The following is a 26,767-nucleotide window of genomic DNA, read 5'->3' as shown; positions in this document are numbered from 1 at the left end:
ACCCGCGACGGCGTGCTGTTCGGCTCAGAGCCCAAGGCGATCCTGGCCAACCCGCTCACGCCCCGCACCGTGGACACCGACGGGCTGCGCGAGCTCATGGGCCCGACGAAGCGGCCGGGGTGGTCGCTGTGGAAGGGCATGTCCGAGGTCGAGCCCGGCACGGTCGTCACAGTGGCCGAGGACGGCATCCGCACCCGCACGTACTGGCGGCTGGAGGCGAAACCGCACACCGACGACCGCGAGGCGACCGTCGCGCAGGTGCGCGACCTGCTGACCGACGCCGTCAACCGGCAGCTCGTCGCCGACGTGCCGCGCTGCGTGCTGCTCTCCGGCGGGCTCGACTCCAGTGCGATCACCGGGCTCGCGGCCGCGCAGCTTAAAGAGCAGCTGCGCACGTTTTCGGTCGACTACGAAGGCTACGAAGAGAACTTCACGACCGACGACGTCCGGGGGACCCCGGACGCGCCCTACGTCCGCGACGTCGCGCAGCTCGTCGGATCCGAGCACCACAACGTGGTGCTCGACGAGGCCTGGCTGGCCGACCCGGAGGTTCGGCGCACGGTGGTTCGTGCCCGCGACATCCCAAGCGGGCTCGGCGACATCGACATGTCGTTGTACCTGCTGTTCAAAGCCGTCCGTGCCGAGTCCACCGTGGCACTGTCGGGTGAGTCGGCCGACGAGGTGTTCGGCGGCTACCGCTGGTTCCACGACGGCGCGCCCGACGTCGACGCGTTCCCGTGGCTCGATCGGCCCGGCGCCCCGATGTGCCGGCACGACCAGGTGCTGCGGCCCGACGTCCTGGCGAAGCTGGACCTCGACACCTACGTCGCCGACGAGTACCGGGCCGCGGCTGCCGCGGTCGAGCACCCCGAAGGGGAAACCGGGCGCGAGGCGCGGATGCGCACCTTCAGCCACCTGCACCTGACCCGTTTCGTGCGGACGTTGCTCGACCGCAAGGACCGCACGTCCATGGCCGTGGGCCTCGAGGTGCGCGTCCCGTTCTGCGACCACCGGCTCGTGGAGTACGTCTACAACACCCCGTGGTCGCTCAAGACGTTCGACGGCCGCGAGAAGAGCCTCCTGCGCCACGCCACCAAGCACGTGCTGCCGGACTCGGTGCGCGACCGGGTGAAGAGCCCGTACCCGTCCACTCAGGACGTGGCCTACTCGACCGCGCTGCAATCGCAGGCGAAGGAAATCCTTGCGCAGCACGACAGCCCGGTGTTCCAGGTCGTCGATCGCACGTGGCTCACCGAGATGTCCGAAATGGACCCGCACCTCCTGCGCCGCGGGGCACGGCACGACGTGGACCGGGCGCTGGACCTCTACCACTGGTTCGACATGTACTCACCGGAACTGCAGCTGGACTGAGTCCGCCTCGGGCGAACGGGGGCCGGACACTCGACGACCTCGATCGAGTTCCCGTTTCGCCGTCACGAGTTTCTTGCGGAACAGCGGCGAGCCGGGATCGACGATCGCGCGCTCGTTCCGCTGGCCCAAGCCGCCCACGCGGCCAGGAAATCGGCGCGTTGCCGATCGGTGAACGAGGCCTGGTCGACGACGTCGGCCACACCGTTGAGCACCCCGGGAAAGTTGGCCATGGGCGGAGGGTAGCCAGGCCGTGGCCCGCCTGCCCCGCGTCCAGGAGGCGGGCCGCGGCATCGGCGTCGGACTTCCGACGCCGATGCCGTTCGAAACTCAGAACCCCGCCGGCAGGTGCGGCACGTACTCCTCCTCCAGCCGCGCCAGCTCCTTCTCCGTCAGCCCCAGCTCCACCGCCGCCACCGCATCCGCGATGTGGCCCGGCTTGGTGGCCCCGAAGATCGGCGCCGTGACGGCCGGTTGGTGCAGCAGCCAGGCCAGCCCGACCGTCGCGCGGGAGACGCCGCGGTCGTCGGCCACCGCGGCGACGGCGGAGGCGACGCGGCGGTCCGCGGCTTCCGCCTGGGAGTACAGCCGCCGGGCAAATTCGTCGGTTTCGCTGCGCTTGGACGGTTCATCCCAATCACGCGTCAGCCGGCCCCGGGCGAGCGGGCTCCACGGCAGCACGCCGACGCCCTGGTCGAGGCAGAACGGGTGCATCTCGCGTTCCTCTTCGCGCTGGATGAGGTTGTACTGGTCCTGCATGGCGACGAACCGGGTCCAGCCGCCGAGGTCGGCGACGTACTGGGCCTGCGCGAACTGCCACGCCCACATCGAGGACGCGCCGAGGTAGCGGACCTTGCCGGCCTGCACGACGTCGTGTAGGGCCTCCATGGTCTCCTCGATCGGGGTGTTCTCGTCGTAGCGGTGGATCTGGTACAGGTCCACGTAATCGGTGCCGAGCCGGCGCAGGCTCGCGTCGATCTGGGTCATGATCGCGCCGCGGGACAGGCCGGCGCCGTTGGTGCCCGGGCCCATGCGGTTGAAGACCTTGGTGGCGATCACCACGTCCTCGCGGCGCGCGAACTCGCCGAGCAGCTTGCCGGTGATCTCCTCGCTCGTGCCGTCGCTGTAGACGTTGGCGGTGTCGAACGTCGTGATGCCCGCTTCCACGGCCTCGCGGAAGAACGGCCGCGAATCGTCGAGGTCGAGGGACCACGGGTGGCCGCCGCGATCCGGCGTACCGTAGCTCATGCAGCCGAGGATCACTCGCGAAACCTGAAGGCCGCTCGAGCCCAGCCGGACGTATTCCATCGAAGCCCCTGTTCTCATCGGAAACCCTGCCGCGGTCCAGCCTAGTGACGCACCGCGCCACCGTGGAGTCTTTCCACACTGGACAGTGCTCCCGTTGCCCGTTCACGGCGAAGTGGTAAGCCGTATTCCCAGGTCGCGCGGCCAAGATCCTCGTGTCAAGCTTTCCGGCGTGACCGGAGCCTCCGATTCCGAGATCGTGCTGACCCCCCTCGACGAGCCGGCCCTGCACCGGCTGCTCGAGGCCGCCGTCGCCGACGCCGACCCCCTCGAGGTGATGCCTGCGGTGGCCGGCCCGCCGGGCTGGACACCCGAGCGACGCGAGGCGTTCCTGACGTTCCACCGGCGGCGCTGCCTCGACCCGGACACCGCGATCGAGACCACGTGGCTCGTGGAGGTCGACGGCCGCGCGGCCGGGGCGGCGCGGCTGAAGCCCGTGGACGGCCCCACGGCCCTGGAGGTCGAGGCCGGCGTGTGGCTGGGCCGCTCGGTCCGCGGCCGCGGCATCGGCAGGCGCGTCACCGAAGTGCTCCTCGAAGCGGCGCGCGACGGTGGCGCCGCGCGGTTCATCGCCTCCACCACCGTGGACAACACTGCCGCGCGGCGCCTGCTCGCCGACGCCGGCGCGGACCTCGACGTGCACGGCGCCGACGTGGACGCCAGCCTGGATCTCTGAAGCAGCACGGGAAAACCAGCCGGCGCCGCGGCGGGTGAAGCAGTGCCTACCGGCGCACCTCACTCACCTGCACCGGCCGCCCTTCCCGCCTCGACAGTTCACAAGCCTCCGCGATGGAGAACGCCTCCAGCGCGTCGGCCACGCCCGCCGGGCTCGGGGTGCGGCCTGCCGCGACGTCCAGGAAAGCCGCGAGTTCCGCGGCGTAAGCCGGGCGGAAGCGTTCCATGAAGCCGGGGTACGCGGGGCCCGCCAGCGGCGCGAAACCGGGTTCCGCGGACAGCAGGGGGGCGCGGTCGTCGAGGCCCACGACGATGCCGGAGCGGGAGCCGAGGGCTTCGAGGCGGACGTCGTAGCCCGAGCCGTTGTAGCGGGTCAACGACACCGTGGCGAGGGTGCCGTCGTCCAGGGTGAGCAGAACCGCGGCGGTGTCGACGTCGTCGGCGTCGGCGAAAAAGGCAGCGCCGCGGTTCGCGCCGACGGCGTAGGCGGAAACCACCTCGCGGCCGGTGACCCAGCGGATGATGTCGAAGTCGTGCACGCCGCAGTCGCGGAAGAGGCCGCCGGAGTGGGGGACGTAGGCGGCGGGTGGGGGCTCGGGGTCCAAAGTGGTCGCGCGAACGGTGTGGAGCCAGCCCAGCGAGCCCGAAGCCACAGCGGCGCGCGCCGCCTGGTAGCCGGCGTCGAAGCGGCGTTGGAAGCCGATCTGGACGGGGACCGAGGAGCCCGCGATGTGGTCGATGACCGCCAGGGTCCCGCTGATGTCGGCGGCCACCGGCTTTTCGCAGAACACCGGCAGGCCCGCGTCCACGGCTCGCATGATCAAGCCCGGGTGCGCGTCCGTCGCCGCCGTGACGACGAGGGCGTCGAGGCCGGAGGCGAACAGGGAATCGATGCCCGAAGCGGCCTCGACGTCGAGCTTCTTGGCCGCCGCCGAGGCACGCGCCGGGTCGACGTCGGCGACGACCACCGAGGAGACCTCGGCGAAGCCCTTGAGCGTTTCGGCGTGGGCGGTGCCGATCCGGCCGGTGCCCGCCAGTCCCAACCTCATCGTGGAAGCCCTCCTGCTCGATCCAACACCATCACTGCGTGGGAAAACCGAGGTCGACGCCCTGTGGTTGCCGCGGCCAGCGCGAGGTGACGGCCTTCGTGCGGGTGTAGAAGCGCACACCCTCGGCGCCGTGCACGTGCGTGTCGCCGAACAGCGAGTCCTTCCAGCCACCGAAGGAGTAGTAGGCCATCGGCACGGGGATGGGCACGTTGATGCCGACCATCCCCACGGTCACACGGCGCTCGAACTCGCGCGCGGCCAGGCCGTCGGTGGTGAAAATGGCCGTGCCGTTGCCGTACGGGTTGGCGTTGACCAGCGCCAGCGCCTCCTCGAACGTCGCCACCCGCACGACCGACAGCACCGGGCCGAAGATCTCGTCGGTGTACACGGACATGTCCGGTGTCACGTGGTCGAGCAGCGTCGGGCCGGCCCAGAATCCGTCGCCTCGAGCAGCGAGCTCACGACCGTCCACGACCACCGACGCACCCGCTGCCGCACCGGCGTCCACATAGGACACCACCCGATCCCGCGCCGCCGCGGTGACCACCGGCCCCATCTGCGACGACGGATCCGTGCCCGGCCCGGTCTTCAGAGAACGGGTGCGCGAGGCAATCTCCGACACCAGCTCGTCGGCCGTGTCCCCCACCGCGACGACCACGGAGATCGCCATGCACCGCTCCCCCGCACTGCCGAAGCCGGCGGACACGGCGGCGTCGGCCGCACCGGCCACGTCGGCGTCGGGCAGCACCACCATGTGGTTCTTCGCCCCGCCGAGCGCCTGCACGCGCTTGCCCGCCTCCGTCGCCTTCGAGTACACGTGCCGCGCGATCGGGGTCGAGCCCACGAACGAAACGCCGGCGACGTCCGGGTGCGTCAGCAGCGCGTTCACCGTCGTGGCGTCACCCTGCACCACGTTCAGCACACCCGGCGGCAGCCCCGCCTCGGTGAACAGCTCCGCGAGCCGCACCGACGCCGACGGATCGCGGTCCGAAGGCTTGAGCACGAACGTGTTCCCGCACGCGATCGCCACCGGGAACATCCACATCGGCACCATCACCGGGAAGTTGAACGGCGTGATCCCGGCGACCACCCCCAACGGCTGGCGCAGCGAGTACGCGTCGACCCCGCGCGAGACCTGCTCGGAGTGCTCACCCTTGAGCACCTGCGCGATGCCGCACGCGAACTCCACGACCTCGAGCCCGCGCTGCACCTCGCCCGCGGCGTCGGAGAGGACCTTGCCGTGCTCGGCGGTGATCAGCCGGCCCAGCTCGTCGCGGTGGGCGTCCACGAGCTGGCGGAACGCGAACATGACCTTCGTGCGCTGCGCGAGCGAGCTGTCGGCCCAGTCGCGCGAAGCCTTAAGCGCCGACGCGACCGCGGTGTCCACATCGGACTCGTCGGCGAGCACGACCTGGCGCGCCACCTCGCCGGTGGCCGGCTGGAAGACGTCACCACGGCGGCTCGACACCCCTGACCACCGGGCGCCGTCGATCCAGTGCTGCACGAGTTCGGTCACGGGAGGCTCCTAGTGACGGGCGGTGGTCGAGCGGACCACCAGGGAGGGGTGCAACAGGTGCCGCACGGGGGTCGTGCGCTCGCCGCGCACGCGTTCCAGCAGGGCTTCGAAGGCCAGCCGGCCCATTTCGGTGCGCGGTTGATCCACAGTGGTCAGTGAGACGTGCCGCAACGACGCCAGCGAGGTGTTGTCGTAGCCGACCACCGACACGTCGCCGGGCACGCGCAGCCCGTGGTCTTCCAGCGCGGAGATCGCACCCACGGCGTTGAAGTCGTTGCCCGCCACCAGGGCCGTGGGCAGGTCGGCGCCGTCATAGGTGCTCAGCAGCTCCAGCACGGCCTTTTCGCCGGCGGTGTCGGTGTGCTCGCTGCGCACCACGATCGGCTCGAGCCCGCGTTCGGTCATCGCCCGCAGGAACCCCCGTCGGCGGGCGGCCGCACCCGCCGCGCCGCCCCCATCGAGGTGGGCGATCCGCCGGTGTCCGAGGTCCGCGAGGTGGGACACGGCCAGCGCGGACCCCGCCTCGCCGTCGTCGTTCACCGTGTCGACGCCGGGCACGCGCGAGGCTCGCGACACGAGCACCACCGGACATTGTTGCGCCGCGGCGGAAATCGCCGACCCGGGCACCACCGGAGACAGCAGGATCAGCCCCGCCGGCCGGAACGACAGCAGGCTCCGCAACGCAGCGCTCTCACGGGAGGGCACGCGTCCACCGGTGTTGAGGATCAGGTCGAACCCGGCCGCCTGCGCCGCCGCGTCGAGTCCCTCGACCACGTCGGCGAAAAACGCGTTGCGCAGGTCGTTGACCATCACGCCGAGCACGGTCGACGTGCGGCTGGCGAGCGAGCGCGCCATCACGTGCGGCGAGTAACCCAGCTCGTCGGCCGCCTTCAGCACGGCTTCCCGGCGCAGCGCCGAAACATTGGGCGCACCCCGCATCACCAGCGACACGAGCGCACGCGAAACCCCCGCCCGCGCGGCGACGTCCTCCATGGTGGGCTTCACGATTCGCTTGCCTCTCCGCCGCAACCGGCCGGAAACCGGCCCTTGACTCGGGTGTGGCCGACGCTACAAGCTTGGAGCGCTCCAATCAATAGAGCGCTCCAACGCGCACCGAACGGGCCAACGACAGTCACCGTACGGAAGTGAGCACGCATGACCGAGACCATTCGCATCGCCGCCGCGCCGATCTCGTGGGGGGTGTGCGAAGTGCCGGGCTGGGGCCGGGTCCTCGACGCGCCGACCGTGCTCGGGGAGATGGCGGAGCTCGGCATCACCGCAACGGAGCTCGGCCCGCCCGGGTACCTGCCGCGCGACCCGGCCGAGCTGAAGACCCTGCTGAAGAACTACGGCCTGAACCTCATCGGCGGTTTCCTCGCCGTGGTGCTGCACGAAAACCCCGAAGCCGCGCTCGCCGAAGCAGAGGACTCGGCCGCGCTCTTCGCCGCGTGCGGCGCCGAGGTGCTCGTGCTCGCCGCCGCGACCGGGCTCGACGGCTACGACGAACGGCCCACCCTCACCCAGGCCCAGTGGGCCACGCTGATCAGCACCGCGGGCCGGATCCGCGACGTCGCGGCGGGCCACGGCCTCAAGACCGTGCTGCACCCCCACGTCGGCACCCACGCCGAGACGCAGGCCGAGGTCGAGCGGTTCCTCGCCGACTCCGACGTGGCACTGTGCCTCGACACCGGCCACCTGCTGATCGGCGGCACCGATCCCGTCGAGCTGGCGCGGCGGTACCCGGACCGGATCGGGCACCTGCACCTCAAGGACGTGCGCGGAGCGCTGGCCGAAGCCGTGCGCGCCGGCACGCTCGGCTACACCGAGGCCGTGGGCAAAGGTCTGTACGTCCCGCTGGGGGAGGGTGACGTGGACATCGAAGCCATGGTTCGCTTCGTGCACGAGGCGGGCTACGACGGCTGGTACGTGCTGGAGCAGGACACGGCGCTCGACGAGCGCAGCCCCCGGGACCTGCCGAAACGCGACGTGGCGGCGAGCCTGGCGTGCCTCGGGCGAATGGTCGGCCGCCTGGCCGGCTGACCGGTGAGCGGCAACGATGCGAGGAGAGTCCACGATGTCCCTTCGTTCGAGGCGCGGGGTTTTGCGGCGCGGGGTTTCGAGAAGCACTGTGCCGAAACCGCGTTCGAGGACCGGCCGGGTGGTGGCGGGGCTGCTGACCGCCGGGCTGGTGCTGTCGGCGTGCACCGGGCCCGCCGCCGAGCCGAAGGCCACGGCGCCCGCCGCGGCACCGGTCGACTCCGGGCCGCTCAAGGTCGCCGTGATCACCCACGGCACCGCCGGTGACGCGTTCTGGAACGTCGTCAAGAACGGCGCCGAGCAGGCGGGCAAGGACCTGGGCGTGCAGGTCGAATACGCCTCCGACGGCGACCCGGGAGCGCAGGCCAAGCTGATCGACAACGCCGTCGCCCAGCAGATCGGGGGCCTGGTCGTCTCGATGGCCAACCCCGAGGCCCTGCAGCCCTCGATCGAGGCCGCGGTGCGCGCCGGGATCCCGGTGATCACCATCAACTCGGGCGAGGACAAGAGCGCGGCCTACGGCGCGCTCACCCACGTGGGCCAGAACGAGTCCATCGCGGGACAGGAAGCCGGCAAGAAGTTCAAGGACCTCGGCAAGAAGAAGCTGCTCTGCGTGATCCACGAAGCGGGCAACGTCGGGCAGGCCCAGCGCTGCGACGGCGCCAAGGCCGGCTTCGGCGGCGACGTGCAGACGCTGCAGGTGGACATCTCCAACCCCACCGACGCCGAGTCGCGCATCCGGGGCGCGGTGCAGACCGACCCGTCGATCGACGCCGTGCTCACGCTCAACTCGCAGGTCGCCGCGCGCGCCGTGAGCGCGATCAAGTCGGTGGGCTCGAACGCGCAGGTCGGCACGTTCGACCTGAACTCCGACGTGGTGGCCGCCATCAAATCGGGTGACGTGCTCTTCGCCGTCGACCAGCAGCAGTACGAGCAGGGCTACCTGCCCGTGACGTTCCTCAAGCTCTACCGCGACAACGCGAACATCGTCGGCGGCGGCAAGCCGGTGCTCACCGGCCCCGACCTGGTCGACAAATCTACTGTGGACAAGGTCGGCCAGTACGTGCAAAGGGGCACCCGATGACGACCACCCTCGATGAGCGGCTCGTGAAGCCGCGGCTGACCGACCGGCTCGTGGTCCGGCCCGAGATCGGCGCCCTGCTCGGCGCCGCCGTGGTGTTCCTGTTCTTCTCCCTCGTGACCGAGAAGTTCTTCAGCGCCAGCGGCGCCGCCACCTGGCTCGACGACGCGGCGACGCTCGGCATCATGGCCGTGGCCGTCTCGCTGCTGATGATCGGCGGCGAGTTCGACCTGTCGGCCGGTGTGATGACGGCGTCGACCTCGCTGGTCACCGCGATTCTCGCGACGCAGGCCGGCTGGAACGTGTGGCTCGCGCTGCTGGTGTCGCTGGTCTTCGCCCTGGTGGTGGGTGCGTTCAACGGCTGGCTCGTGATGAAAACGGGCCTGCCGAGCTTCATCGTCACGCTCGGCACCTTCCTCGCGCTGCAGGGCCTGAACCTCGGCGTGACGCGGCTGGTCACCGGCACCGTGCAGGTGTCGGGCATGCGGTCGACCGACGGCTACGCCTCGGCCGGGTTCGTGTTCGCGTCCACGGTGGACATCGGGGGCACGCCGTTCCAGATCTCCATCGTGTGGTGGATCGGCGTGACGGCGGTGGCCGCGTGGCTGCTGTCGCGCACGCGGTTCGGCAACTGGATCTTCGCCGTCGGCGGCTCGGCGCCGAGCTCGCGCGCGGTCGGCGTGCCCGTGGTGCGCACGAAGATCCTGCTGTTCATGGGCACGGCGCTGGCCGCGTGGCTCGTCGGCTCGATCAACATCCTGCGGTTCGCCAGCGTGCAGGCCAACCAGGGCATCGGGCTGGAGTTCCAGTACATCATCGCCGCGGTGATCGGCGGCTGTCTGCTCACCGGCGGGTACGGCTCGGCCGTGGGTGCCGCGATCGGCGCCCTGATCTTCGGCATGGCACGCCAGGGCATCGTGTTCGCCGGGTGGGACAGCGACTGGTTCATGCTGTTCCTCGGGATCATGCTGCTGGCCGCGGTCCTGGTCAACAACGCCTTCCGGCGACGCGCGGAAAGGGTCCGGCGATGAACGCACCGCTCATCGAGGTCAAGGACGTCGGCAAGATGTACGGCAGCGTCGTGGCGCTGCGCGACGTGTCCACTGTGGTCAACGCGGGTGAGGTCACCTGCGTGCTCGGTGACAACGGGGCCGGGAAGTCCACGCTCATCAAGATCCTCGCCGGCGTGCACCAGCACGACCGCGGCGCGTTCCTGGTCGAGGGCGAGCCGGTGCGGTTCACTTCGCCGCGCGAGGCGCTCGACCGCGGCATCGCCACGGTGTACCAGGACCTCGCCGTGGTGCCGTTGATGAGCGTGTGGCGCAACTTCTTCCTGGGGTCCGAGCCGACGGTCGGCGTCGGCCCGTTCCGCATGCTCGACCGGAAGAAGGCCCGCGAGACCACCAAGAAGGCGCTGGCCGACATGGGCATCGACCTGCGCGACGTCGAGCAGCCCGTGGGCACGCTGTCCGGCGGTGAACGCCAGTGCGTGGCCATCGCGCGGGCCGTGCACTTCGGCGCGAAGGTGCTGATTCTCGACGAGCCCACCGCGGCGCTCGGCGTGAAGCAGGCCGGGGTCGTGCTCAAGTACGTGGCGCAGGCTCGCGACCGCGGTCTCGGGGTCGTGCTGATCACGCACAACCCGCACCACGCGTATCCGGTGGCCGATCGATTCCTGCTGCTCAAGCGCGGTGCCGCGCTCGGCTCGTACGAGAATTCGGAGATCGGCATCGAGGAGCTCACCCGGCAGATGGCGGGCGGTGCGGAGCTGGAAGCGCTGGAGCACGAACTGCGCGCGGTGGAATCGTGACGCTCGAGGCGCTGACCGTCGGCCGGGTCGGGGTGGACCTCTACCCCGAGCAGAGCGGCGTGCCGCTGGCCGAGGTCACCACGTTCGCCAAGTCGCTCGGCGGCACCGCGACCAACGTCGCGGTCGCCGCCGCGCGGCTCGGCCGCCGCACCGCCGTGCTCACGAAGGTGGGGCCCGACGGTTTCGGCGGCTACGTCCGGCAAGCGCTCACGGGCTTCGGCGTCTCGCCGGAGTTCGTGGGCACCTCGGCGGACCTGCAGACGCCGGTGGTGTTCTGCGAGCTGAACCCGCCGGCCGACCCGCCGCTGCTGTTCTACCGCTCCCCCATCGCGCCGGACCTCACGCTGACCGACGCCGACGTGCCGTGGGACGTCGTGCGCGAGGTGCCGCTGCTGTGGGTCACCGGCACCGGCGTCTCCACAGAACCGGCGCGCACCACCCAGCGCAAGATCCTCGAGGCGCGCGGGCGGCGGGCACACACCGTGGTGGACCTCGACCACCGGCCGATGTTCTGGCCGGACGTCGAGACCGCGCGCGAGGAGATCGGCTGGATGCTCGACCACGTGACCGTGGCCGTCGGCAACCGCGCGGAGGTCGAGGTCGCCGTGGGCACGGCCGATCCGGAGGAGGCGGCGGACCGGGTGCTGGCTCGCGGCGTGCGGCTCGCGGTGATCAAGAAGGGCGCAGAGGGTGTGCTCGTCGCGACGCCCGAGGGCCGGGCGACGGTGCCGCCGCAGCGTGTGGAGGTGGTGTGCGGCCTCGGCGCGGGCGACGCGTTCGGCGGCGCGCTCGTGCACGGGCTGCTCTCGGGCTGGGCTCCGGTGCGCCTCGCGGAGTACGCGAACGCGGCCGGCGCGCTGGTCGCGGCCCGGCTCGCGTGCGCCGACGCGATGCCGACGGCCACCGAAATCGAGGAGCTGCTGTGATCGAGGACCTGCTGTGACGCCATTGCTGACCGACGAGCGATGGCACGAGCTGCTGCGCGTGCGGGCCACCGACCCGGGCGCGGTGCGCCGTGCGTACACCTCCCGCCGGCGGCGCGAGAACCTGTTGTCGGACAAGGGCACGCTGTTCCTCGTGGCCGCCGACCACCCGGCGCGCGGCGCCCTCGGCGTGGGCGGCGACCCGCTCGCGATGGCCGACCGCCGGTCGCTGCTGATGCGGTTGCTGGTCGCGTTGGCCAACCCCGCCGTCGACGGGCTGCTCGGCACCCCCGACGTGGTCGAGGAGCTCCTGCTGCTCGGCGCACTGCACGACAAGGTCGTGATCGGCTCCATGAACCGCGGCGGCCTGGCCGGCGCCGATTGGGAGATCGACGACCGCTTCACCGGTTACCACGCCGCATCGCTGGTCGACTCCCGTCTCGACGGCGGCAAGATGCTGCTGCGGCTCGTGGACGACGACCCCGGCACCGTGCCGACGCTGCAGGCCTGCGCCGACGCCGTCACCGAGCTCGCGGCGTACGGCCTGATGGCGATGGTCGAGCCGCTGCCGTATGCCCGGGCCGAAGGCCGGCTGGTGCTGCAGAAGGACTCGACGGCGCTGGCCAGGGCCGTCACGGTGGCTTCGGGCATCGGCGTCACGTCGGCACACACCTGGCTCAAGCTGCCCTCCACCGACGACACCGCCGTGCTCGGCGCCACGACGCTGCCGGTGGTGGTCCTGGGCGGGGTGCCCTCCGGTGATACCACCGCCGACCTGGCGTCGTGGGGTCGCACCCTGCGCCATGAGGTGGTGCGCGGGCTCGTCGTGGGCCGTACGCTGCTCTACCCGCCCGACGGTGACGTCGGGTCCGCCGTGGCTGCTGCCGCGAAGATCCTGGAGGCCGCGAAGTGAGCGCACTGCACCGTCCACACGGGACACTGACCGACGACTCCGACCCGATCCTGCTGACCCCGGCGGACGCCGGCTGGTCGCACACCGGGCTGCGGGTGCTGAAGATCGGCCGCCGGCTGCCGCGACTGATCGAAACGGGTGGGTTCGAGGCGTTCGTGCTGCCGCTGTCCGGCTCGGTCACCGTGCGCGTTGACGACGAGGAGTTCGAGCTCGAAGGCCGTGATTCGGTGTTCACGCGAGTCACGGATTTCGCTTATGTGCCAAGGGATGCCGAAGTCGAACTCACCTCACCGACCGGGGCCGAGATCGCGTTGCCGATGGCGCGCTGCGAAAACCGCCTGGAGCCGAAGTACGGACCGGCCGAGGACGTGCCCGTGGAGGTGCGCGGCTCGGGCCAGGCGACGCGCCAGGTCACCAACTTCGGGGTGCCCGGCGTGTGGGACCACGCGGACAAGCTCAACGCGTGTGAGCTCATCACGCCCGACGGCAACTGGTCCTCCTACCCGCCGCACAAGCACGACGAGGCGAGCGAGTGCGAGGTCGTGAACGAGGAGATCTACTACTTCCGCATCGCCGGCCGCGACGGTGTCACGCCTTCACGCGCGGGCTTCGGTCTGCACCGCACCTACACGGCCGACGGCTCGCTGGACGAAGACGTGGCCGTGCGCGACGGCGACGTCTTCCTGATCCCGCGCGGCTACCACGGCCCGTGCGTCGCGGCGCCGGGTTACCCGATGTACTACCTGAACGTGCTGGCCGGGCCCGCCGAGGAGCGCTCGATGGCGTTCTGCGACGACCCCGCCCACGGCTGGGTCCGCGACACCTGGGCCACGCAGCAGCAGGACCCGCGGTGTCCCGTCACCGATTTCGAGGGGCGCGCGCGATGAAGCTGACGACGGCGCAGGCGCTGGTGCGCTGGCTGCTCGCGCAGCGGTCCGAGACGCTCGACGGCCGTGAGGTGCCGCTTTTCCCGGGCGTTTTCGCGATCTTCGGCCACGGCAACGTCCTCGGCCTCGGCACGGCGTTGGAGGAACACCGCGATGAGATCCCTGTCTGGCGCGGGCACACCGAGCAAGGCATGGCACTGGCGGCCATCGGCTACGCGAAGGCGACGCAGCGGCGGCAGGTCGGTGTGGTCACCTCGTCGATCGGGCCGGGCGCGCTCAACATGGTCACGGCCGCGGGCGTCGCGCACGCCAACCGGCTGCCGGTGCTGCTGCTGCCGGGCGACGCGTTCGTCAGCCGCGCGCCCGATCCGGTGTTGCAGCAGATCGAGCCTTTCCACGACGGCACGGCCACGGTCAACGACGCCTTCCGCGCCGTGAGCCGCTACTTCGACCGGATCACGCGCCCCGAACAGCTGCTGGCGACGCTGCCTCAGGTCGCGCGCGTGCTCACCGACCCGGCCGACTGCGGGCCGGTCACGCTCGCGCTGCCGCAGGACGTGCAGGCCGAGACGTTCGACTTCCCCGAGCAGCTGTTCGAACCCGTCACGCACCGGCTGCCGCGCCCGCGCCCGGACCGGCGCGCGGCGACCGAGGCGGCCGGGGTGCTGCGCGCGGCGAAGCGACCCCTGCTGGTGCTGGGCGGCGGCGTGCGGTACTCGGGCGCGGGCCGGCGTGCGTTGGAGTTCGCCGAGCGGCACGGGATTCCGGTCACGGAGACCACGGCGGGCCGCACGTTGGTGCCCCACACCCATCCGCTGTACGCGGGCCCGCTGGGCGTCACGGGGTCGTCTTCGGCGAACGCCGTCGCCGCGGCCGCCGACGTGGTGTTCGCCGTCGGCACGCGGCTGCAGGACTTCACCACCGCGTCGTGGACGGTGTTCTCCGCCGAAGCCCGCCTGGTCACGCTCAACGCGGCCGCGTTCGACGCTGTGAAGCACGGCGCGCTGGCCGTGGTCGGGGACGCGTACGCGGGCCTGGACGATTTGGGCGCACAGCTGGAAAGCTGGCGCGTCGATCCACAGTGGACGTCCCGAGCCGCGGCGGAACGCGCCGGCTGGGACACGCACATCGACGCGCTGCGGGGCGCCGAATCGGAGATTCCCAGCTACGCGCAGGTCGTCGGTGTGGTCAACGACCTGTCCGAGCCCCACGACTACGTGATGACCGCGTCGGGCGGCCTGCCGGGTGAGCTGATCGGCGGCTGGCGCGGGTCCGGCGAGATCAGCCTGGACGTCGAATACGGCTTCTCCTGCATGGGTTACGAGCTCTCCGGCGCGTGGGGCGCGGCCATGGCCCACACGCAAGGTCTGGTCACGACGCTGCTCGGCGACGGCTCGTACCTGATGCTCAACTCCGACCTGTTCTCCGCCGCCTTCGCGGGCCACCCGCTGGTCGCGGTGGTCTGCGACAACGACGGGTACGCCGTGATCGCCCGCCTGCAGCAGGGCCAGGGCGGCAAGCCGTTCAACAACTTCTACGCCGACTGCCGCACCACCCACGCCGAGCCACCGCGCGTCGACTTCGCGCGGCACGCGCAAGCGCTCGGCTGCGCCGTTTTCGAGGCGACATCGGTCCCCGACCTGCGCGACGCCTACGCCAAGGCCCGCGCGGCCGCCGTCGCCGAGCGCCGGCCCGCCGTGGTCGTGGTGCGCACGCTGCCGGCCGCGTGGACGGAAGCCGGGGCGTGGTGGGAAGTCGGCGTACCGGAGCACCTGGCCGGCCGCCCGGACTTCGACGCGGCGAAGCCCGGGCAGGTCCGGTACCTGGGCCGTTAGGCGAACAGCTTCGACAGACCCTCGACGTCGAGCACGGTCGCGAACTTCGGGAAGATCGTGCCGGTGAGGAACTCGTGGGTGCCCGGCTCGAAGTCGGCGGTGGCGTCGTCGAGGACGAGGATGCGGTAGTCGCGGTCCATGGCCTCGCGGACGGTGCTCAGCACCACGCCACTGGTGCTGATGCCGGCCAGCACCAGCGTGTCGATCTCGCGGCCGCGCAGCTGGGCGTCGAGGTCGGTGGTGGTGAACGCGCCCACGCGGGTCTTGCGCACGACGATGTCCTGCGGCTGCGGGCTGAGCCGCTCGTCGATCTGGGTGGCCGGTGCGTCGGCGTGCATCGCGGCGCGGGTCTCGGGCGCCACCATGCGCGCGAACACGCTGGTGGCCGGGATGGCGTCGAACTCGGCGTCGTCGAAACCGACGCGGACCCAGCCGATGTGGCCGCCGTGGGCGCGCACGTCGGTGATCGCGGAGTCGACGCGGTCGACCAGCGCCTGGTTGTCGGAGACGCGGCCGACGATGCCGGTCTGGTAGTCCATCACCAGCAGGGCCGTGTGGGCCGGGTCGAGGTGGTCGGTCATTTCCGGGTGCCTTTCTCGGGGGTTGGACCGCGTCAGCGTCCGGTCCAGGACGTTGACGAGCAGGAAGACAGCACTCGCGACCACGAGGAACCAGGCCAGGTGGTGGAGGCCGCCGGTGTCGGCGCGCCGGCCGTAGAAGCCGCCTTGCGCGGCGGAGGACACGATGGCGCCGAGGTAACCGAAGGTGCGCAGCAGCCCCGCGGATGCGCCGACGTTCTCGGGGTTCGCCTGCCGGTACACGGCGTTCTGCAGCGCGAGGCTGTTGAGCCCCTGGGGAATGCCGAAGATCAGCAGGATCCCGACGATCATCCACACGGGACTCGTCGGCGCGAGCGCCAACAGCAGCACGCACGCGACGACCTGCGCGAGCCCGGCGGCGATCAGCTTGCCGCGCAACGCTTGCCTGCGTCCGGTGATCGCGGAGACGACGATGCCGGCGGCGAACATCGGCAGCGTGACCAGGCCCGTCGTGCTCGAGGACAGGCCACGGCCGTCCTCGAGCCACTGGGTGAAGCCGTAGACGAAGCTGTAGGACACGACGTACGCCAGCAGCGCGCGGCCGTAGGTGAGCAGCAGCGGGACGTTGCCGCCCAGCACACGCAGGTCGATGAAGGGGCTGTGGTGGCGCAGCTCGCGCACCGTGAACCCCGCTGCGGCGAGCACCGTGAGCACGAGCAGGTAGGAGTTCGAGGCGTGCGGGTTCATCAGGAACAGCAGCAGCGCGACCAGCGTCGTCGCGAACAGCGCGATGCCGGGGAGGTCGAGGTGAAGCGTGCCGGGTTTGCGTTCTTCGCGCGGGAACCGGCGCCAACCGAGCACGAACGCGAGGAGCGCGACCGGGATGTTGATCGCCAGCGTGGCCTGCCAGCCGCCGAGGCCGATCAGCAGGCCACCCAGCGGCGGGCCGATCACGGCGATGGTCTGCGTGGCGATGGCCAGGATCGTGAGCACGACGGCGGGGCTGTCCTTGCCCGTGCGGTGGCTTTCGTCGCGGATCAGCCGCATCGCCGCGGGGTAGCCGGCGCAGGTGCCGAAGCCGAGGATCACACGGGCGACGATCAGCACCGCCAGGTTCGGCGCGAGCGCGCCGACCACACCGGCGACACCCACCAGGGCCGCCGCGGGCAGGAAGAGCCGCCGCGGCCCGAAGATGTCGATCAGGCGCCCGACCACCGGCTGGCCCACGGCGGTCGCTAGGTACAGCGCCGAGATCAGCCACGCCGTCTGCGCGGGCGGCGCCCCGAACGCGACGCCGATGGGCACCAGCGCGACCGAGATGATCGTGGAGTTGATCGGGTTGAGGATCGCGCCGGCCACCAGCGGTGCGATGAGCTTGGGGTTGAAGCCGTCGAGCCGCTCGCGGGTTCTCACTGGAGTGGTCATTCCTCGACCACACGCTCCAGCAGCGTCAGCGCCTGGTCCAGGATCCGGCGCTCGGCGTCGGTGAAACGCTGCTCGAACGCCTGGGCCAGCCATTCCTCCCGGCTGGCCCGAGCGCCCTGGGCCACGGCACGGCCCTCGTCGGTGAGGTAGATCAGCTGACGGCGCGCGTCTTCCGCGTCGGCCTCGCGCCGGATCAAGCCCTGCTCGTACAGCGCGGCGACCGTTTTGGCCATCGACTGCGGCCGCACCCGCTCGGCACCGGCGAGCTGGCTGGCCGACGACGGCTCGGAAATCGTCAGCCGCGCCAGTGCCGAGGCCTGCGGCGCGCTCAGGTCACCGACCGCGGACGCGTCCTGGATCCGGCGCCGCAACCGGCCGACGAGGATCCGCAGCCGCTGGGCCACGGCGTCGGGAGAGCTCTGCTCGTTCACAATAGACAGCCTACACTGATCAGTCTTGGCTGACTATTTACCCCAGGCGCCCGTACCCGAAGTGCTCGTCGAGCCAGGGCCGCAGCACGGACAGCACGGCCTTGGCCTGCATGGCGGACATGTGGTCGAGACCTTCGAGGAGCTCGACGGTCCAGCCGTCCCGTTCGAGGGCCGCGCGGTTACGCCCGAGCGGACCGGCGATGTCGACGGTGACACCACCCCAGCGTTCGCCGTATTCGATGCGGTCCTCGGTGCCCGCGAAGCACAGGCGTGGGATTGCCAGACGGACAGCGTGGTCGTCAAAGCCTTGCAGGGCCTCGTAAAGCGTGACGAATTGCCGGGTCTGCGCGGTGGACATCGTGAAGTCGACGGAGTCCCAGTCACCCGGGGTCGCGTCGCCGCCTTCAGTGCGGGGCAGGGCGTGCGTCGCCCGGGTGACGGCGAGCATCGCGTCGTACGGGCCTTCGAGCGGTGGGTAGCCACCCATCACCAGCGCGGCGAGGCGGTCGGTGCGCAGGGCGAGCTGCAGACCGGCGAGGGCGAGCCAGGAATAGCCGTAGTAGGCGAATTGCTCGGCCCCGGCCGCCGCGGCGATCGCCAGGAAGTCGGCCGCGATCTCGTCCGGGGTCAGGATTTCCGGACGCGGGTGGGCGAGCGTGTGGCCCTCGTAGTCGAAGGCGATCACGCGGTAGCCGGCCAGACCTTTGATGAGCGAGCGGCCCAGCTCGGGATCGCCGCCCCACTGGCGCACGGACTCGGCCTGCTCGCCTGCCATCGGGCGCGGGTTCACAGGCAGGAGCAACGCCGGACCGTCGCCGTGCACCTCGACGTCGATCGTCGTTCCGCCAGGCAAAGCGACCATTTCGTCCCCCATCTCTTTACAATGTAAGGGGACAATACTTTACGGCGTATCGAGTTGTCGAATCACCGGCCGATCAGGCGCCGGATCTCCTGCACGGCGGCGCGTCCGGCGCGGTTGGCGCCGATGGTGCTGGCCGACGGGCCGTAGCCCACGAGGTGCAGGCGCGGCTCGGCGACCACGCGGGTGCCGTCGAGGCGGATGCCGCCGCCGGGCGCGCGCAGGTGCAGTGGTGCGAGGTGGTCGATCGAGGCGCGGAAGCCGGTGGCCCAGAGGATCATGTCGGCCGGCTCGAAGGTGCCGTCGGCCCAGACGACGCCGTCACGCACGAGGTGGTCGAACATCGGCTTGCGGTCGAGGTAGCCGGCGGCCTGTGCAGCCCGCACCTCGGGCGTCACGGCGAGGTCGGTCACGCTCACCACGCTCTGCGGCGGCAGCCCTTCGCGCACGCGCTGCTCGACCTTCGCGACGGCCTGGCGGCCCCAGTCCTCGCTGAACTGCTCGTCGCGCCACACCGGCGGGCGGCGGGTGACCCAGGTCGTCGACCTCGCGACGGGCCCGATCTCCATCAGCAGCTGCACCGCCGACGTGCCGCCGCCGACCACGACCACGCGGCGGCCGCGAAACGCTTCGGCGCCGGGGTAGTCGGCCGTGTGCAGCTGACGGCCGGAGAAGATCTCCTGCCCCGGGTAGTGCGGCCAGAAGGGACGGTCCCACGTGCCGGTCGCGCTGATCACGGCGCGTGCAGCCCACGTCTCGGCGGGGGTCTCGACCAGCAGGCGATCCTGGTCCGCGCGGACGGCCGTGACGTCGACCGGACGGTGCACGGGCAGGTCGAACGTCTTCTCGAAGCGGCCGAAGTACTCGGACACGACCTCACTGGCGGGCCTGGTCGTGTCGGGCGTGCCGAAGACCATGCCGGGCAGGTCGTGGATGCCGTGGACCTTGCCGACGACCAGCGACGGCCAGCGGTACTGCCACGCGCCGCCGGGGCGTTTGCCGTGGTCGAGGACCACGAAGCCGGTTTCGTTGGCGAGCCCGGTGCGCCGCAGGTGGTAGGCCGCCGACAGGCCCGCCTGCCCGGCCCCGATCACCACCACGTCGGTCTCGTGATCCGCAGTCATACAACGTTCAACAAAGCCGGTGATCGGGTATTTCGAGCGGTGACTCACACGGCGACGCGGTTGCGCCCGGCGTCCTTCGCTCGGTAGAGGGCGGCGTCGGCGGAGCGCAGCACCTGGTCGAGCGTGTCGCCCGCCTCGGGATACCCGGCGACGCCCACCGACACCGACAGCCCGCTGACCTGCACGGTGCCGGCAACCACCACGCTCAGCTCCCCCACCGCGACGCGCACCCGCTCGGCGATGGCGAGCACGGGCGTGCCGCCGGTGGCCGGCAGCAGCACCACGAACTCCTCGCCCCCGAACCGCCCGACGGTGTCGGTCTGGCGCACGGCGTCCTCGATCGCGACGGCGACGGCCGCGAGGACCTCGTCGCCGGTGAGGTGGCCGTAGGTGTCGTTGATGCGCTTGAAGTGGTCGAGGTCGATCATCAGCACCGCGAACTCACTGCCCGGGCCTCGCCGGCGGGCGCGGGTGAACTCCCGGGTGGCGAGATCGTGCCAGCCCGCGGTGTTGAGCAGGCCGGTCTTCTCGTCCGTGACGGCGGCGACCTGCAGTTGCTGCTTGAGCAGCAGGTACCGGTGCAGCAGGAGCAGCGGCGCCACGACGAACACGACGAGCACGGGCTGCGCGACCAGCGCGAGCGCCGCCAGGCCGCCGAGGCACAGCGTCGCGAGCTCGAAGGCGTTGTCCTCCCACGTGCCGATGAGGTCCGCGGCCAGCCGGCTGCCCGTGTAGAGGTAGATCCCGGTCGCGACGAGCGCCACGTTGACCACCTCGAACACGGCCGCGGCCGCGCCGAGGGCGAGGACGCCGTGCCAGGTGTTGAGGAACGCGTCGTTGAGGTGGTCGATCGTGAGGACGGCCGCCGCGGCGAAGCAGCTGAGCATGGCCCACGCGGTGCTGGCGAGGAACCGGTGCGCCGGGCGCGACCGCACGCTGCGCCACACCCGCAACCACAGGTGCAGGTACAGGACGAGCGCCAGCAGCGCCACCCACGCCGGCGGGAGCAGGAAGGCCCCCGCGAGGTACCAGACGGAGGTGACGTTGATGTGCGTCTGGCCGCTCATCCACCGCCGCAACCGCTCGATCCGCCGCGACATCTCCGCCTGCGCGATGCCCAGGACCACGAGCGCCGCGAACCACCCGAGCTGGACCGGTCCGCCGAACTCGGTCACGAACCCGACCACGACGGCCGCCACTGCGGCCAGCTCTGTTGTGATGGCATAGGCGATCCACCGCCGCCGCGCGACCGCCCACATCCCCCACCGCGTCGGCAGACCATCCCACTTCCGCCACTCCCGCCACGACGCCAGCGCACCCCGCACGCCCGGGGGACCCGCTCCCAGCATCGTGACGCCCCTTCGGCCGACGAGGTGGCCCAGAGTAGCCGGTCAACCCACCGCCGTCGCCGAACCGGGGGACATCCCACAGGGTCTTTGCCCGCAGGTGATGGTGAGAGTGGAGTGGGCGGGCAAGGTTGGGTGAGTTGGGAGGTTTGGCCGAGTAGCCCGGACTCGCCGCGCGCACTTCCCCACGGTGCAGACGGACACTCCCCACGCGATGGAGCCCACCTTCGCCAGAGTGGCGTTGGCACCCGCCGGAAAGAATGCGGCCGGACGGGATCGGAGGGTTGTCCACAGGCACGTCAAGTTGTGGACAACTTGGCTCTCAGGGCCGTGATCACCGGGTTTTGTCGGCGTGTGGCGGTAGCCTGGACATGGGCACGCCCCCTGGGAGGGCGGGGGTTTCGTCGGCGGGGGTTTCGTCGGCGGGGGTTTCGTCGGCGGGGGTTTCGTCGGCGGGGGTTTCGTCGGCGGGGGTTTCGTCGGCCCGGCCCAGGGATGCACAAGGCGTCGGCGACCCAGGCCCGGGGGCGGTGCCGCGGCACTGCGTGGCAGTGGCGGCACCCCGCCCGGCAGGGTCAGCGGCGGCGCAGAGCCCTGATGATCATGATCACCACGAACAGCACCGCGGCTCCGGCGGCGACCGGGATCAGGCGTTTGGCCACGGACTGGCCGGCGTAGTCCAGCAGGTCGATGGCCTCGGTCTCACCCGTGGAGCCGCCAGCCGGGACACTGCGGAGCTGGGGCTTGGGGGCGGCCGGGGCAGCCGGGGTGGCTTCGGCGTGGTCGGCGGCGGTCTGTTCGGCGATGTCGGCCGCCGCGGCGGCCGAACCCGAGCCGGGAGCCGAGCCGGAATCCGACGAAGCGGCGGGAGCGGCCGCAGCGGTGTCCGAGGTGCCCAGCGAGTCGGCCAGGTTCCCCGCGAACGTGTCCAGCAGCTTGCCACCCACCTCCGAGATCAGGCCGCGGCCGAACTGGGCCGGGCGGCCCGTGATGGCGATGTCGCTCTCCACGGCGCCGTGGGTGGCGCCATCCACCGAGCTCAGGGTAACCGTGACGGTGGCCGCCGCGGTGCCGCCGCCGCGGGAGTCCTTGCCGGAGGCCTTGATGACGACCTTCCGGGCCGCTTCGTCCTTTTCGAGAAACTCGCCGGATCCCTTGTACAGCAAGGAGATCGGGCCCAGCTTGACCTTCACCGTGCCGGTGAAGGAGTCGCCCTCCACCTTAGTGAGCGACGCCCCCGGCATGCACGGGGCGACACGCTCTGGGTCGATGACGGCCTGCCAGACCTCCTCGACGGGAGCCGGGACGGTGAATTCGTGGTCGAGCCGCACGGGCCGACCTCCTCTCCGGACAAAAGAAAAACCGATGAGGCCCACCTTACGACCGTCACGGCCGGAAGGTGGGCCTCAGAGCGCCATCAGGCTCCGACGGCGGCCGTCAAAGCCCGGCCGGTGAGCACCCGCGCGAGGTGCTGCCGGTACTCGACGTCGGAGTTGCCGTCGGCGGCCGGGTTGGTGCCGTCGGCGGCGTGGGCGGCCGCCGCGCGGATCACGTCGGCGTCGGCCGACGCGCCGACCAGCGCCTCTTCCACGGCGGTCGCGCGCACGGGCGTCGAGCCCATGTTCGTGAGCGCCACGCGGGCTTCCTCGATCACCCCGCCCTCGGTGCGGACGGTGGCCGCGACCGCGACCATCGACCACGCCTGCGCCACCCGGTTGAACTTCTCGTAGTGCGAGCGCCACCCCGTGTGGCGCGGCACGCGCACCTCCACGAGCAGCTCGTCGGGCGCCAGGGCCGTGGTGAAGAAGTCCTGGAAGAACTCCGCCGCCGCGACCGTGCGCCGGCCGCGTGGACCCGCGATGACCAGCGAGGAGTCCAACGCCAGCACCGGCGCGGCCAGGTCACCGGCCGGGTCGGCGTGGGAGATGGCGCCGCCGATGGTGCCGCGGTGGCGCACCTGCGGGTCGGCCACCGTGTCCGTCGCCGCCTTGATCAGACCGGCGTGCTCGGCGACCAGCGGGTCGCGCTGCACGTCGTAGTGCGTGGTCATGGCGCCGATCACGAGGTCGCCGCCGTCCTCGCGCACGCCGCGCAGCTCGGCGACGTTGCGCAGGTCGACGAGCGTGGTCGGCGCGGCCAGGCGCATCCGCAGCACCGGCAGCAGGCTCTGCCCGCCCGCCAGCACCTTGGCGTCCTCGCCCGCCGCCACGAGCGCCTGCACGGCTTCGTCCACACTGGACGGAGCCACGTACTCGAACGGGGCCGGGATCACTGGGCACCTCCGGAGGCGTCGATCGAACCGAGGCCGCCGCCGGCCTCCGAGCCGGGTCCCCCGGCGGCCGTGGTTCCGTGCTGGATGGCGTGCCACACGCGCATCGGGGTCAACGGCATGTCGATGTCGTTCACGCCGAAGTGGCGCACCGCGTCGACCACGGCGTTGACCACGGCCGGCGTCGAGGCGATCGTGCCCGCCTCGCCGACGCCCTTGGCGCCCAACGGGTTCGTGGTCGACGGCGTCTCGGTCCGCGCCGTCGTGAACGCGGGCAGGTCGGCCGCCGAGGGCAGCAGGTAGTCGGCGAACGTGCCTGTGGTGAGCGTGCCGCTCTCGTCGTGCACGGCCTCCTCGAACAGCGCCTGCGCGATGCCCTGCGCGAGCCCGCCGTGCACCTGGCCGTCGACGATCAGCGGGTTCACGACAACGCCGACGTCGTCCACGCACACGTACGAGCGCAGCTTGATCCGGCCCGTCTCCGTGTCCACCTCGGCGGCGCACAGGTGCGTGCCGTGCGGGAAGGAGAAGTTCTCGGGGTCGAACGTCGCGTCGGAGTCGAGCGAGGGCTCGATGCCGTCGGGCAGGTCGTGCGCCGCGAACACGGCAAGCGCGATGTCCTGGATCGTCGTCGACGAGTCCGTGCCCTTGACCGTGAACTTGCCACCTGCGAACTCCAGGTCGTCCTCGGCGCATTCGAGCATGTGCGCGGCGATCGGCTTCGCCTTCGCCACCACCTTCTCGGCTGCCTTCACCACGGCGATGCCACCGACAGTGAGAGAACGCGAGCCGTAGGTGTCCATGCCCTTGTGGGACGACTGCGTATCGCCGTGCAACACCTCGACGTCCTCGAAGGGCACGCCCAGCTGGTCGGCCACGATCTGGCTCCACGCCGTCTCGTGCCCCTGACCGTGGGCCGAGGCTCCGGTGGTCACCTCGATCTTGCCCGTGGGCAGCACCCGCAGCTGCGCGTACTCCCAGCCACCGGCCCCGTAGTCCAGCGAGCCGAGCACCCGCGACGGCGCCAGGCCGCACATCTCCGTGAACGTGGAGATGCCGATACCGAGCTGCACGGGGTCACCCGAATCGCGGCGCTGCTGCTGCTCGCGCCGCAGGCCGTCGTAGTCGAACAGCTCCTTGGCCTTCGCGGTGGCGGCCTCGTAGTTGCCCGAGTCGTAGGTCAGCCCGGCCACGGTGGTGAACGGGAACTCCTCGTGCTTGATCCAGTTCTTCTCGCGCAGCTCCATCGGGTCCATGCCGAGCTCGTCGGCGAGCTCGTCCATGATCCGCTCGATGGCGTAGGTCGCTTCCGGCCGGCCCGCGCCGCGGTAGGCGTCGGTGAGGGTGGTCGTGGTGAACACGTTGGTGCAAGCGAAGTGGTACGCGGGGAACTTGTAGATCGCGTTGAACATGAACGCGCCCAGGATCGGCACGCCCGGACCGACGAGCCCGTTGTAGGCACCCAGGTTCGCGAGCAGCTCGACCTTCAGCCCGGTGACGGTGCCGTCGGCGTTCGCGGAGATCGTGATGTCCTGGATCTGGTCGCGGCCGTGGTGGGCGGTGAGGATCGACTCGGAACGCGACTCGTTCCACTTCACCGGTTTTCCGAGCTTGTTGGCCACCAGGACCGTCATCATCTCTTCGGGCAGCACGGCGATCTTGCCGCCGAAACCGCCGCCGACGTCGGGTGCGATCACGCGCACCTTGTGTTCCGGCAGCCCCAGCGTCAGCGCCGTCATCACCCGCAGGATGTGCGGGATCTGCGTAGCCGACCACATCGTCATCTGCGCGCCCGTCGGGTCGACGACACACGCCCGCGGCTCCATGAACGCGGGAATGAGCCGCTGCTGGCGGAAGCGGCGCTTGACCACGATCTCCGACGACGTTATGGCGTCCTCGACGTTGCCGCCGGTGCCCGCCTCGCCCGAGTCGAAGATCCACACCGCGTTCTTGTTGGTGCCCAGGTCCTCGTGCACGAGCGGTGCACCCTCGGCGAGCGCCGCCTCCATGTCGAGCACCACGGGCAGCTCGTCGTACTCGACCTCGATCGCTTCGAGCGCGTCGTGGGCTTCACCAGCGCTGCGCGCCACGACCACGGCAATGCCCTCACCGGCGAAGTTCACCTGGCCATCGGCCAGCACAGGCCGGCGCGGTGCCTTCATGTCCGGCGTGACCGGCCACGCGCACGGCATGCCGATCGCACCGTCGGGGTCCAGGTCCTTCCCGGTGTAGACGGCGACGACGCCGGGCGAGTCCTTCGCCGCCGACGTGTCGAGGGAAACGATCTTCGCGTGCGCCATCGGGCTGCGCAGCACGGCGAGGTGCAGCATGCCCGGCAGCACGATGTTGTCGGTCCAGCGGGTGCGGCCGGTGATCAGCCGCTCGTCCTCCTTGCGGCGCCGGGCTTTGCCGACTTCCGGCTCGATGGTCGCGGTCATCACTCACCACCCACGCCGACGTGCTTGATCTGTTCGGCCTCGGGTCCGGCACCCGGGCTCATGTGCTTCGCGGCGTCGCGCACGGCTCGCACGATGTTCTGGTAGCCGGTGCAACGGCAGAGGTTTCCTTCGAGTCCCTCGCGCACGGCCTGGTCGTCGGGGTCCGGGTTGTCGGCCAGCAGGTCGATCGACGCCATGATCATGCCGGGCGTGCAGAAACCGCACTGCAGGGCGTGGTTGTCGTGGAAGGCCCGCTGCACGGGGTGCAGCTGCCCGTCGCGGGCCAGGCCCTCGACGGTGGTGACCTCACAGCCGTCGGCCTGCACGGCCAACACGGAGCAGGACTTCACGCTGTGTCCGTCGAGGTGCACGGTGCACGCGCCGCAGTTGCTCGTGTCGCAGCCGACGACGGTGCCCACCTTCCCGACGCGTTCCCGCAGGTAGTGGACGAGCAGGGTGCGGGGCTCCACCTCATCGGTGTATTTCGTGCCGTCGACAGTGACGGTGATGCGCATCAAAGGCCTCCAAGAGCAAATGCCCGCCTGACCCGGGTGGGGTCGGCGGGCCGGTTCGGGAACGGCCAAGGTCGATCGTGATCGGCCTCACAGGCGAGCCTGCTACTCCTGTCGCGCGCGGACAAGTCCTGATGTCGTACATCCGGGTCGCACTACCGCATCTGCGCGAGTATTCGCTGCTTGTTTCCGCAAATGCGGGCCTCCGTCCGGGTGATTTTTCCACCCGTCGGCAAAACCTCGACGGGTCCCGGATGGACGGTCGGGACATGGTCGACTTCCGGCTGGACAAGGGCATTTCCGGTCATTCGCCCACCGGCGCGACTGCGCTCGAGGCGCAAGAGCGGCATTCTCCGCAGGTTCGGTCCCATCATGGACAGGTGTTCCGCACGTGCAGAGCGATTTCCGTGATTTCGCCGAACGTG

At 70.9% G+C, this 26,767-nt stretch carries 24 protein-coding genes; 10 read left to right on the top strand and 14 right to left on the bottom strand.

Annotation, left to right across the window (positions count from 1 at the left end; translation table 11 throughout):
* Positions 1 to 1,371 (top strand): asparagine synthase (glutamine-hydrolyzing) (gene asnB, locus ACWEOE_RS10270; RefSeq protein ID WP_452006693.1); only part of this gene is annotated, 1,371 nt, incomplete at its 5' end.
* Positions 1,372 to 1,433: 62 nt separating this feature from the next.
* Here the strand turns inward: asnB and ACWEOE_RS10265 are convergent.
* On the bottom strand, positions 1,434 to 1,601 hold the full coding sequence (locus ACWEOE_RS10265; protein WP_452006690.1) for a hypothetical protein: 168 nt from the start codon (positions 1,599 to 1,601) through the stop codon (positions 1,434 to 1,436).
* 97 nt (positions 1,602 to 1,698) lie between these two features.
* Positions 1,699 to 2,616 carry an aldo/keto reductase gene (locus ACWEOE_RS10260; protein WP_452006688.1) on the bottom strand — a complete coding sequence of 306 codons (918 nt, stop codon included), beginning with the start codon at positions 2,614 to 2,616 and terminating at the stop codon, positions 1,699 to 1,701.
* Positions 2,617 to 2,845: 229 nt separating this feature from the next.
* Between ACWEOE_RS10260 and ACWEOE_RS10255 the strand changes: the two genes are divergently transcribed.
* Positions 2,846 to 3,349 (top strand): N-acetyltransferase family protein, encoded by a 504-nt coding sequence (locus tag ACWEOE_RS10255; protein WP_452006686.1) that lies wholly within the window; start codon positions 2,846 to 2,848, stop codon positions 3,347 to 3,349.
* A 46-nt stretch (positions 3,350 to 3,395) separates the two neighbouring features.
* Here ACWEOE_RS10255 and ACWEOE_RS10250 read toward each other — a convergent pair whose 3' ends face one another.
* The 3 genes from ACWEOE_RS10250 to ACWEOE_RS10240 are packed head-to-tail and all read right to left on the bottom strand — an operon-like array spanning position 3,396 to position 6,921.
* A complete protein-coding gene (locus ACWEOE_RS10250; protein ID WP_452006683.1) occupies positions 3,396 to 4,397 on the bottom strand; it encodes a Gfo/Idh/MocA family protein in 1,002 nt (333 codons plus the stop codon).
* Positions 4,398 to 4,428: 31 nt separating this feature from the next.
* Positions 4,429 to 5,913: a CoA-acylating methylmalonate-semialdehyde dehydrogenase gene (locus tag ACWEOE_RS10245; RefSeq protein ID WP_452006681.1), complete on the bottom strand. Its 1,485-nt coding sequence runs from the start codon at positions 5,911 to 5,913 to the stop codon at positions 4,429 to 4,431.
* 9 nt (positions 5,914 to 5,922) lie between these two features.
* Entirely contained in the window at positions 5,923 to 6,921 is a 999-nt protein-coding gene (locus ACWEOE_RS10240) for a LacI family DNA-binding transcriptional regulator (protein WP_452007234.1), read from the bottom strand.
* Positions 6,922 to 7,068: 147 nt separating this feature from the next.
* Between ACWEOE_RS10240 and ACWEOE_RS10235 the strand changes: the two genes are divergently transcribed.
* The 8 genes from ACWEOE_RS10235 (at position 7,069) to iolD (ending at position 15,399) form a co-directional block, all read left to right on the top strand.
* Complete coding sequence (locus ACWEOE_RS10235) at positions 7,069 to 7,953, top strand: sugar phosphate isomerase/epimerase family protein (RefSeq protein WP_452006678.1); 885 nt, start codon at positions 7,069 to 7,071, stop codon at positions 7,951 to 7,953.
* A gap of 118 nt (positions 7,954 to 8,071) precedes the next feature.
* Positions 8,072 to 9,034: a substrate-binding domain-containing protein gene (locus ACWEOE_RS10230; protein WP_452006675.1), complete on the top strand. Its 963-nt coding sequence runs from the start codon at positions 8,072 to 8,074 to the stop codon at positions 9,032 to 9,034.
* The gene (locus tag ACWEOE_RS10225; RefSeq protein WP_452006673.1) at positions 9,031 to 10,062 is read left to right on the top strand and encodes an ABC transporter permease; all 1,032 of its coding nucleotides are present in this window, start codon (positions 9,031 to 9,033) and stop codon (positions 10,060 to 10,062) included. Before ACWEOE_RS10230 ends, ACWEOE_RS10225 begins: the two co-directional genes overlap by 4 nt.
* On the top strand, positions 10,059 to 10,841 hold the full coding sequence (locus ACWEOE_RS10220) for an ATP-binding cassette domain-containing protein (protein WP_452006671.1): 783 nt from the start codon (positions 10,059 to 10,061) through the stop codon (positions 10,839 to 10,841). Before ACWEOE_RS10225 ends, ACWEOE_RS10220 begins: the two co-directional genes overlap by 4 nt.
* Positions 10,838 to 11,767 (top strand): 5-dehydro-2-deoxygluconokinase, encoded by a 930-nt coding sequence (iolC, locus tag ACWEOE_RS10215; protein WP_452006668.1) that lies wholly within the window; start codon positions 10,838 to 10,840, stop codon positions 11,765 to 11,767. Before ACWEOE_RS10220 ends, iolC begins: the two co-directional genes overlap by 4 nt.
* A 13-nt stretch (positions 11,768 to 11,780) precedes the next feature.
* The gene (locus ACWEOE_RS10210; RefSeq protein ID WP_452006665.1) at positions 11,781 to 12,677 is read left to right on the top strand and encodes a Cgl0159 family (beta/alpha)8-fold protein; all 897 of its coding nucleotides are present in this window, start codon (positions 11,781 to 11,783) and stop codon (positions 12,675 to 12,677) included.
* A complete protein-coding gene (iolB, locus tag ACWEOE_RS10205; RefSeq protein ID WP_452006662.1) occupies positions 12,674 to 13,564 on the top strand; it encodes a 5-deoxy-glucuronate isomerase in 891 nt (296 codons plus the stop codon). The genes ACWEOE_RS10210 and iolB overlap by 4 nt, the downstream gene beginning before the upstream one ends.
* Positions 13,561 to 15,399 carry a 3D-(3,5/4)-trihydroxycyclohexane-1,2-dione acylhydrolase (decyclizing) gene (iolD, locus tag ACWEOE_RS10200; RefSeq protein WP_452006659.1) on the top strand — a complete coding sequence of 613 codons (1,839 nt, stop codon included), beginning with the start codon at positions 13,561 to 13,563 and terminating at the stop codon, positions 15,397 to 15,399. The genes iolB and iolD overlap by 4 nt, the downstream gene beginning before the upstream one ends.
* Here the strand turns inward: iolD and ACWEOE_RS10195 are convergent.
* The 9 genes from ACWEOE_RS10195 to ACWEOE_RS10155 form a co-directional block, all read right to left on the bottom strand.
* Positions 15,396 to 17,363: an MFS transporter gene (locus ACWEOE_RS10195; protein ID WP_452006656.1), complete on the bottom strand. Its 1,968-nt coding sequence runs from the start codon at positions 17,361 to 17,363 to the stop codon at positions 15,396 to 15,398. The two genes, iolD and ACWEOE_RS10195, sit on opposite strands and share 4 nt — an antisense overlap.
* Complete coding sequence (locus tag ACWEOE_RS10190; RefSeq protein ID WP_452006653.1) at positions 17,360 to 17,794, bottom strand: MarR family winged helix-turn-helix transcriptional regulator; 435 nt, start codon at positions 17,792 to 17,794, stop codon at positions 17,360 to 17,362. The genes ACWEOE_RS10195 and ACWEOE_RS10190 overlap by 4 nt, the downstream gene beginning before the upstream one ends.
* Positions 17,795 to 17,831: 37 nt before the next feature.
* On the bottom strand, positions 17,832 to 18,668 hold the full coding sequence (locus ACWEOE_RS10185) for an alpha/beta fold hydrolase (RefSeq protein ID WP_452006651.1): 837 nt from the start codon (positions 18,666 to 18,668) through the stop codon (positions 17,832 to 17,834).
* Between the two features lie 50 nt (positions 18,669 to 18,718).
* Positions 18,719 to 19,777 carry an NAD(P)-binding domain-containing protein gene (locus tag ACWEOE_RS10180; protein ID WP_452006649.1) on the bottom strand — a complete coding sequence of 353 codons (1,059 nt, stop codon included), beginning with the start codon at positions 19,775 to 19,777 and terminating at the stop codon, positions 18,719 to 18,721.
* A 44-nt stretch (positions 19,778 to 19,821) separates the two neighbouring features.
* Positions 19,822 to 21,036, bottom strand: coding sequence for a diguanylate cyclase (locus ACWEOE_RS10175; RefSeq protein WP_452007232.1), 1,215 nt, complete (start codon positions 21,034 to 21,036; stop codon positions 19,822 to 19,824).
* A gap of 662 nt (positions 21,037 to 21,698) precedes the next feature.
* Positions 21,699 to 22,454, bottom strand: coding sequence for an SRPBCC family protein (locus ACWEOE_RS10170; RefSeq protein ID WP_452006647.1), 756 nt, complete (start codon positions 22,452 to 22,454; stop codon positions 21,699 to 21,701).
* 86 nt (positions 22,455 to 22,540) lie between these two features.
* The gene (locus tag ACWEOE_RS10165) at positions 22,541 to 23,395 is read right to left on the bottom strand and encodes an FAD binding domain-containing protein (protein WP_452006645.1); all 855 of its coding nucleotides are present in this window, start codon (positions 23,393 to 23,395) and stop codon (positions 22,541 to 22,543) included.
* Positions 23,392 to 25,830, bottom strand: coding sequence for a xanthine dehydrogenase family protein molybdopterin-binding subunit (locus tag ACWEOE_RS10160; protein WP_452006643.1), 2,439 nt, complete (start codon positions 25,828 to 25,830; stop codon positions 23,392 to 23,394). Before ACWEOE_RS10160 ends, ACWEOE_RS10165 begins: the two co-directional genes overlap by 4 nt.
* Positions 25,830 to 26,345: a (2Fe-2S)-binding protein gene (locus tag ACWEOE_RS10155; protein ID WP_452006642.1), complete on the bottom strand. Its 516-nt coding sequence runs from the start codon at positions 26,343 to 26,345 to the stop codon at positions 25,830 to 25,832. Before ACWEOE_RS10155 ends, ACWEOE_RS10160 begins: the two co-directional genes overlap by 1 nt.
* Positions 26,346 to 26,767: the final 422 nt, after the last annotated feature.

Source organism: Amycolatopsis sp. NPDC004368, from assembly GCF_053602515.1.
This window is presented reverse-complemented; position numbering and strand designations above follow the sequence as displayed.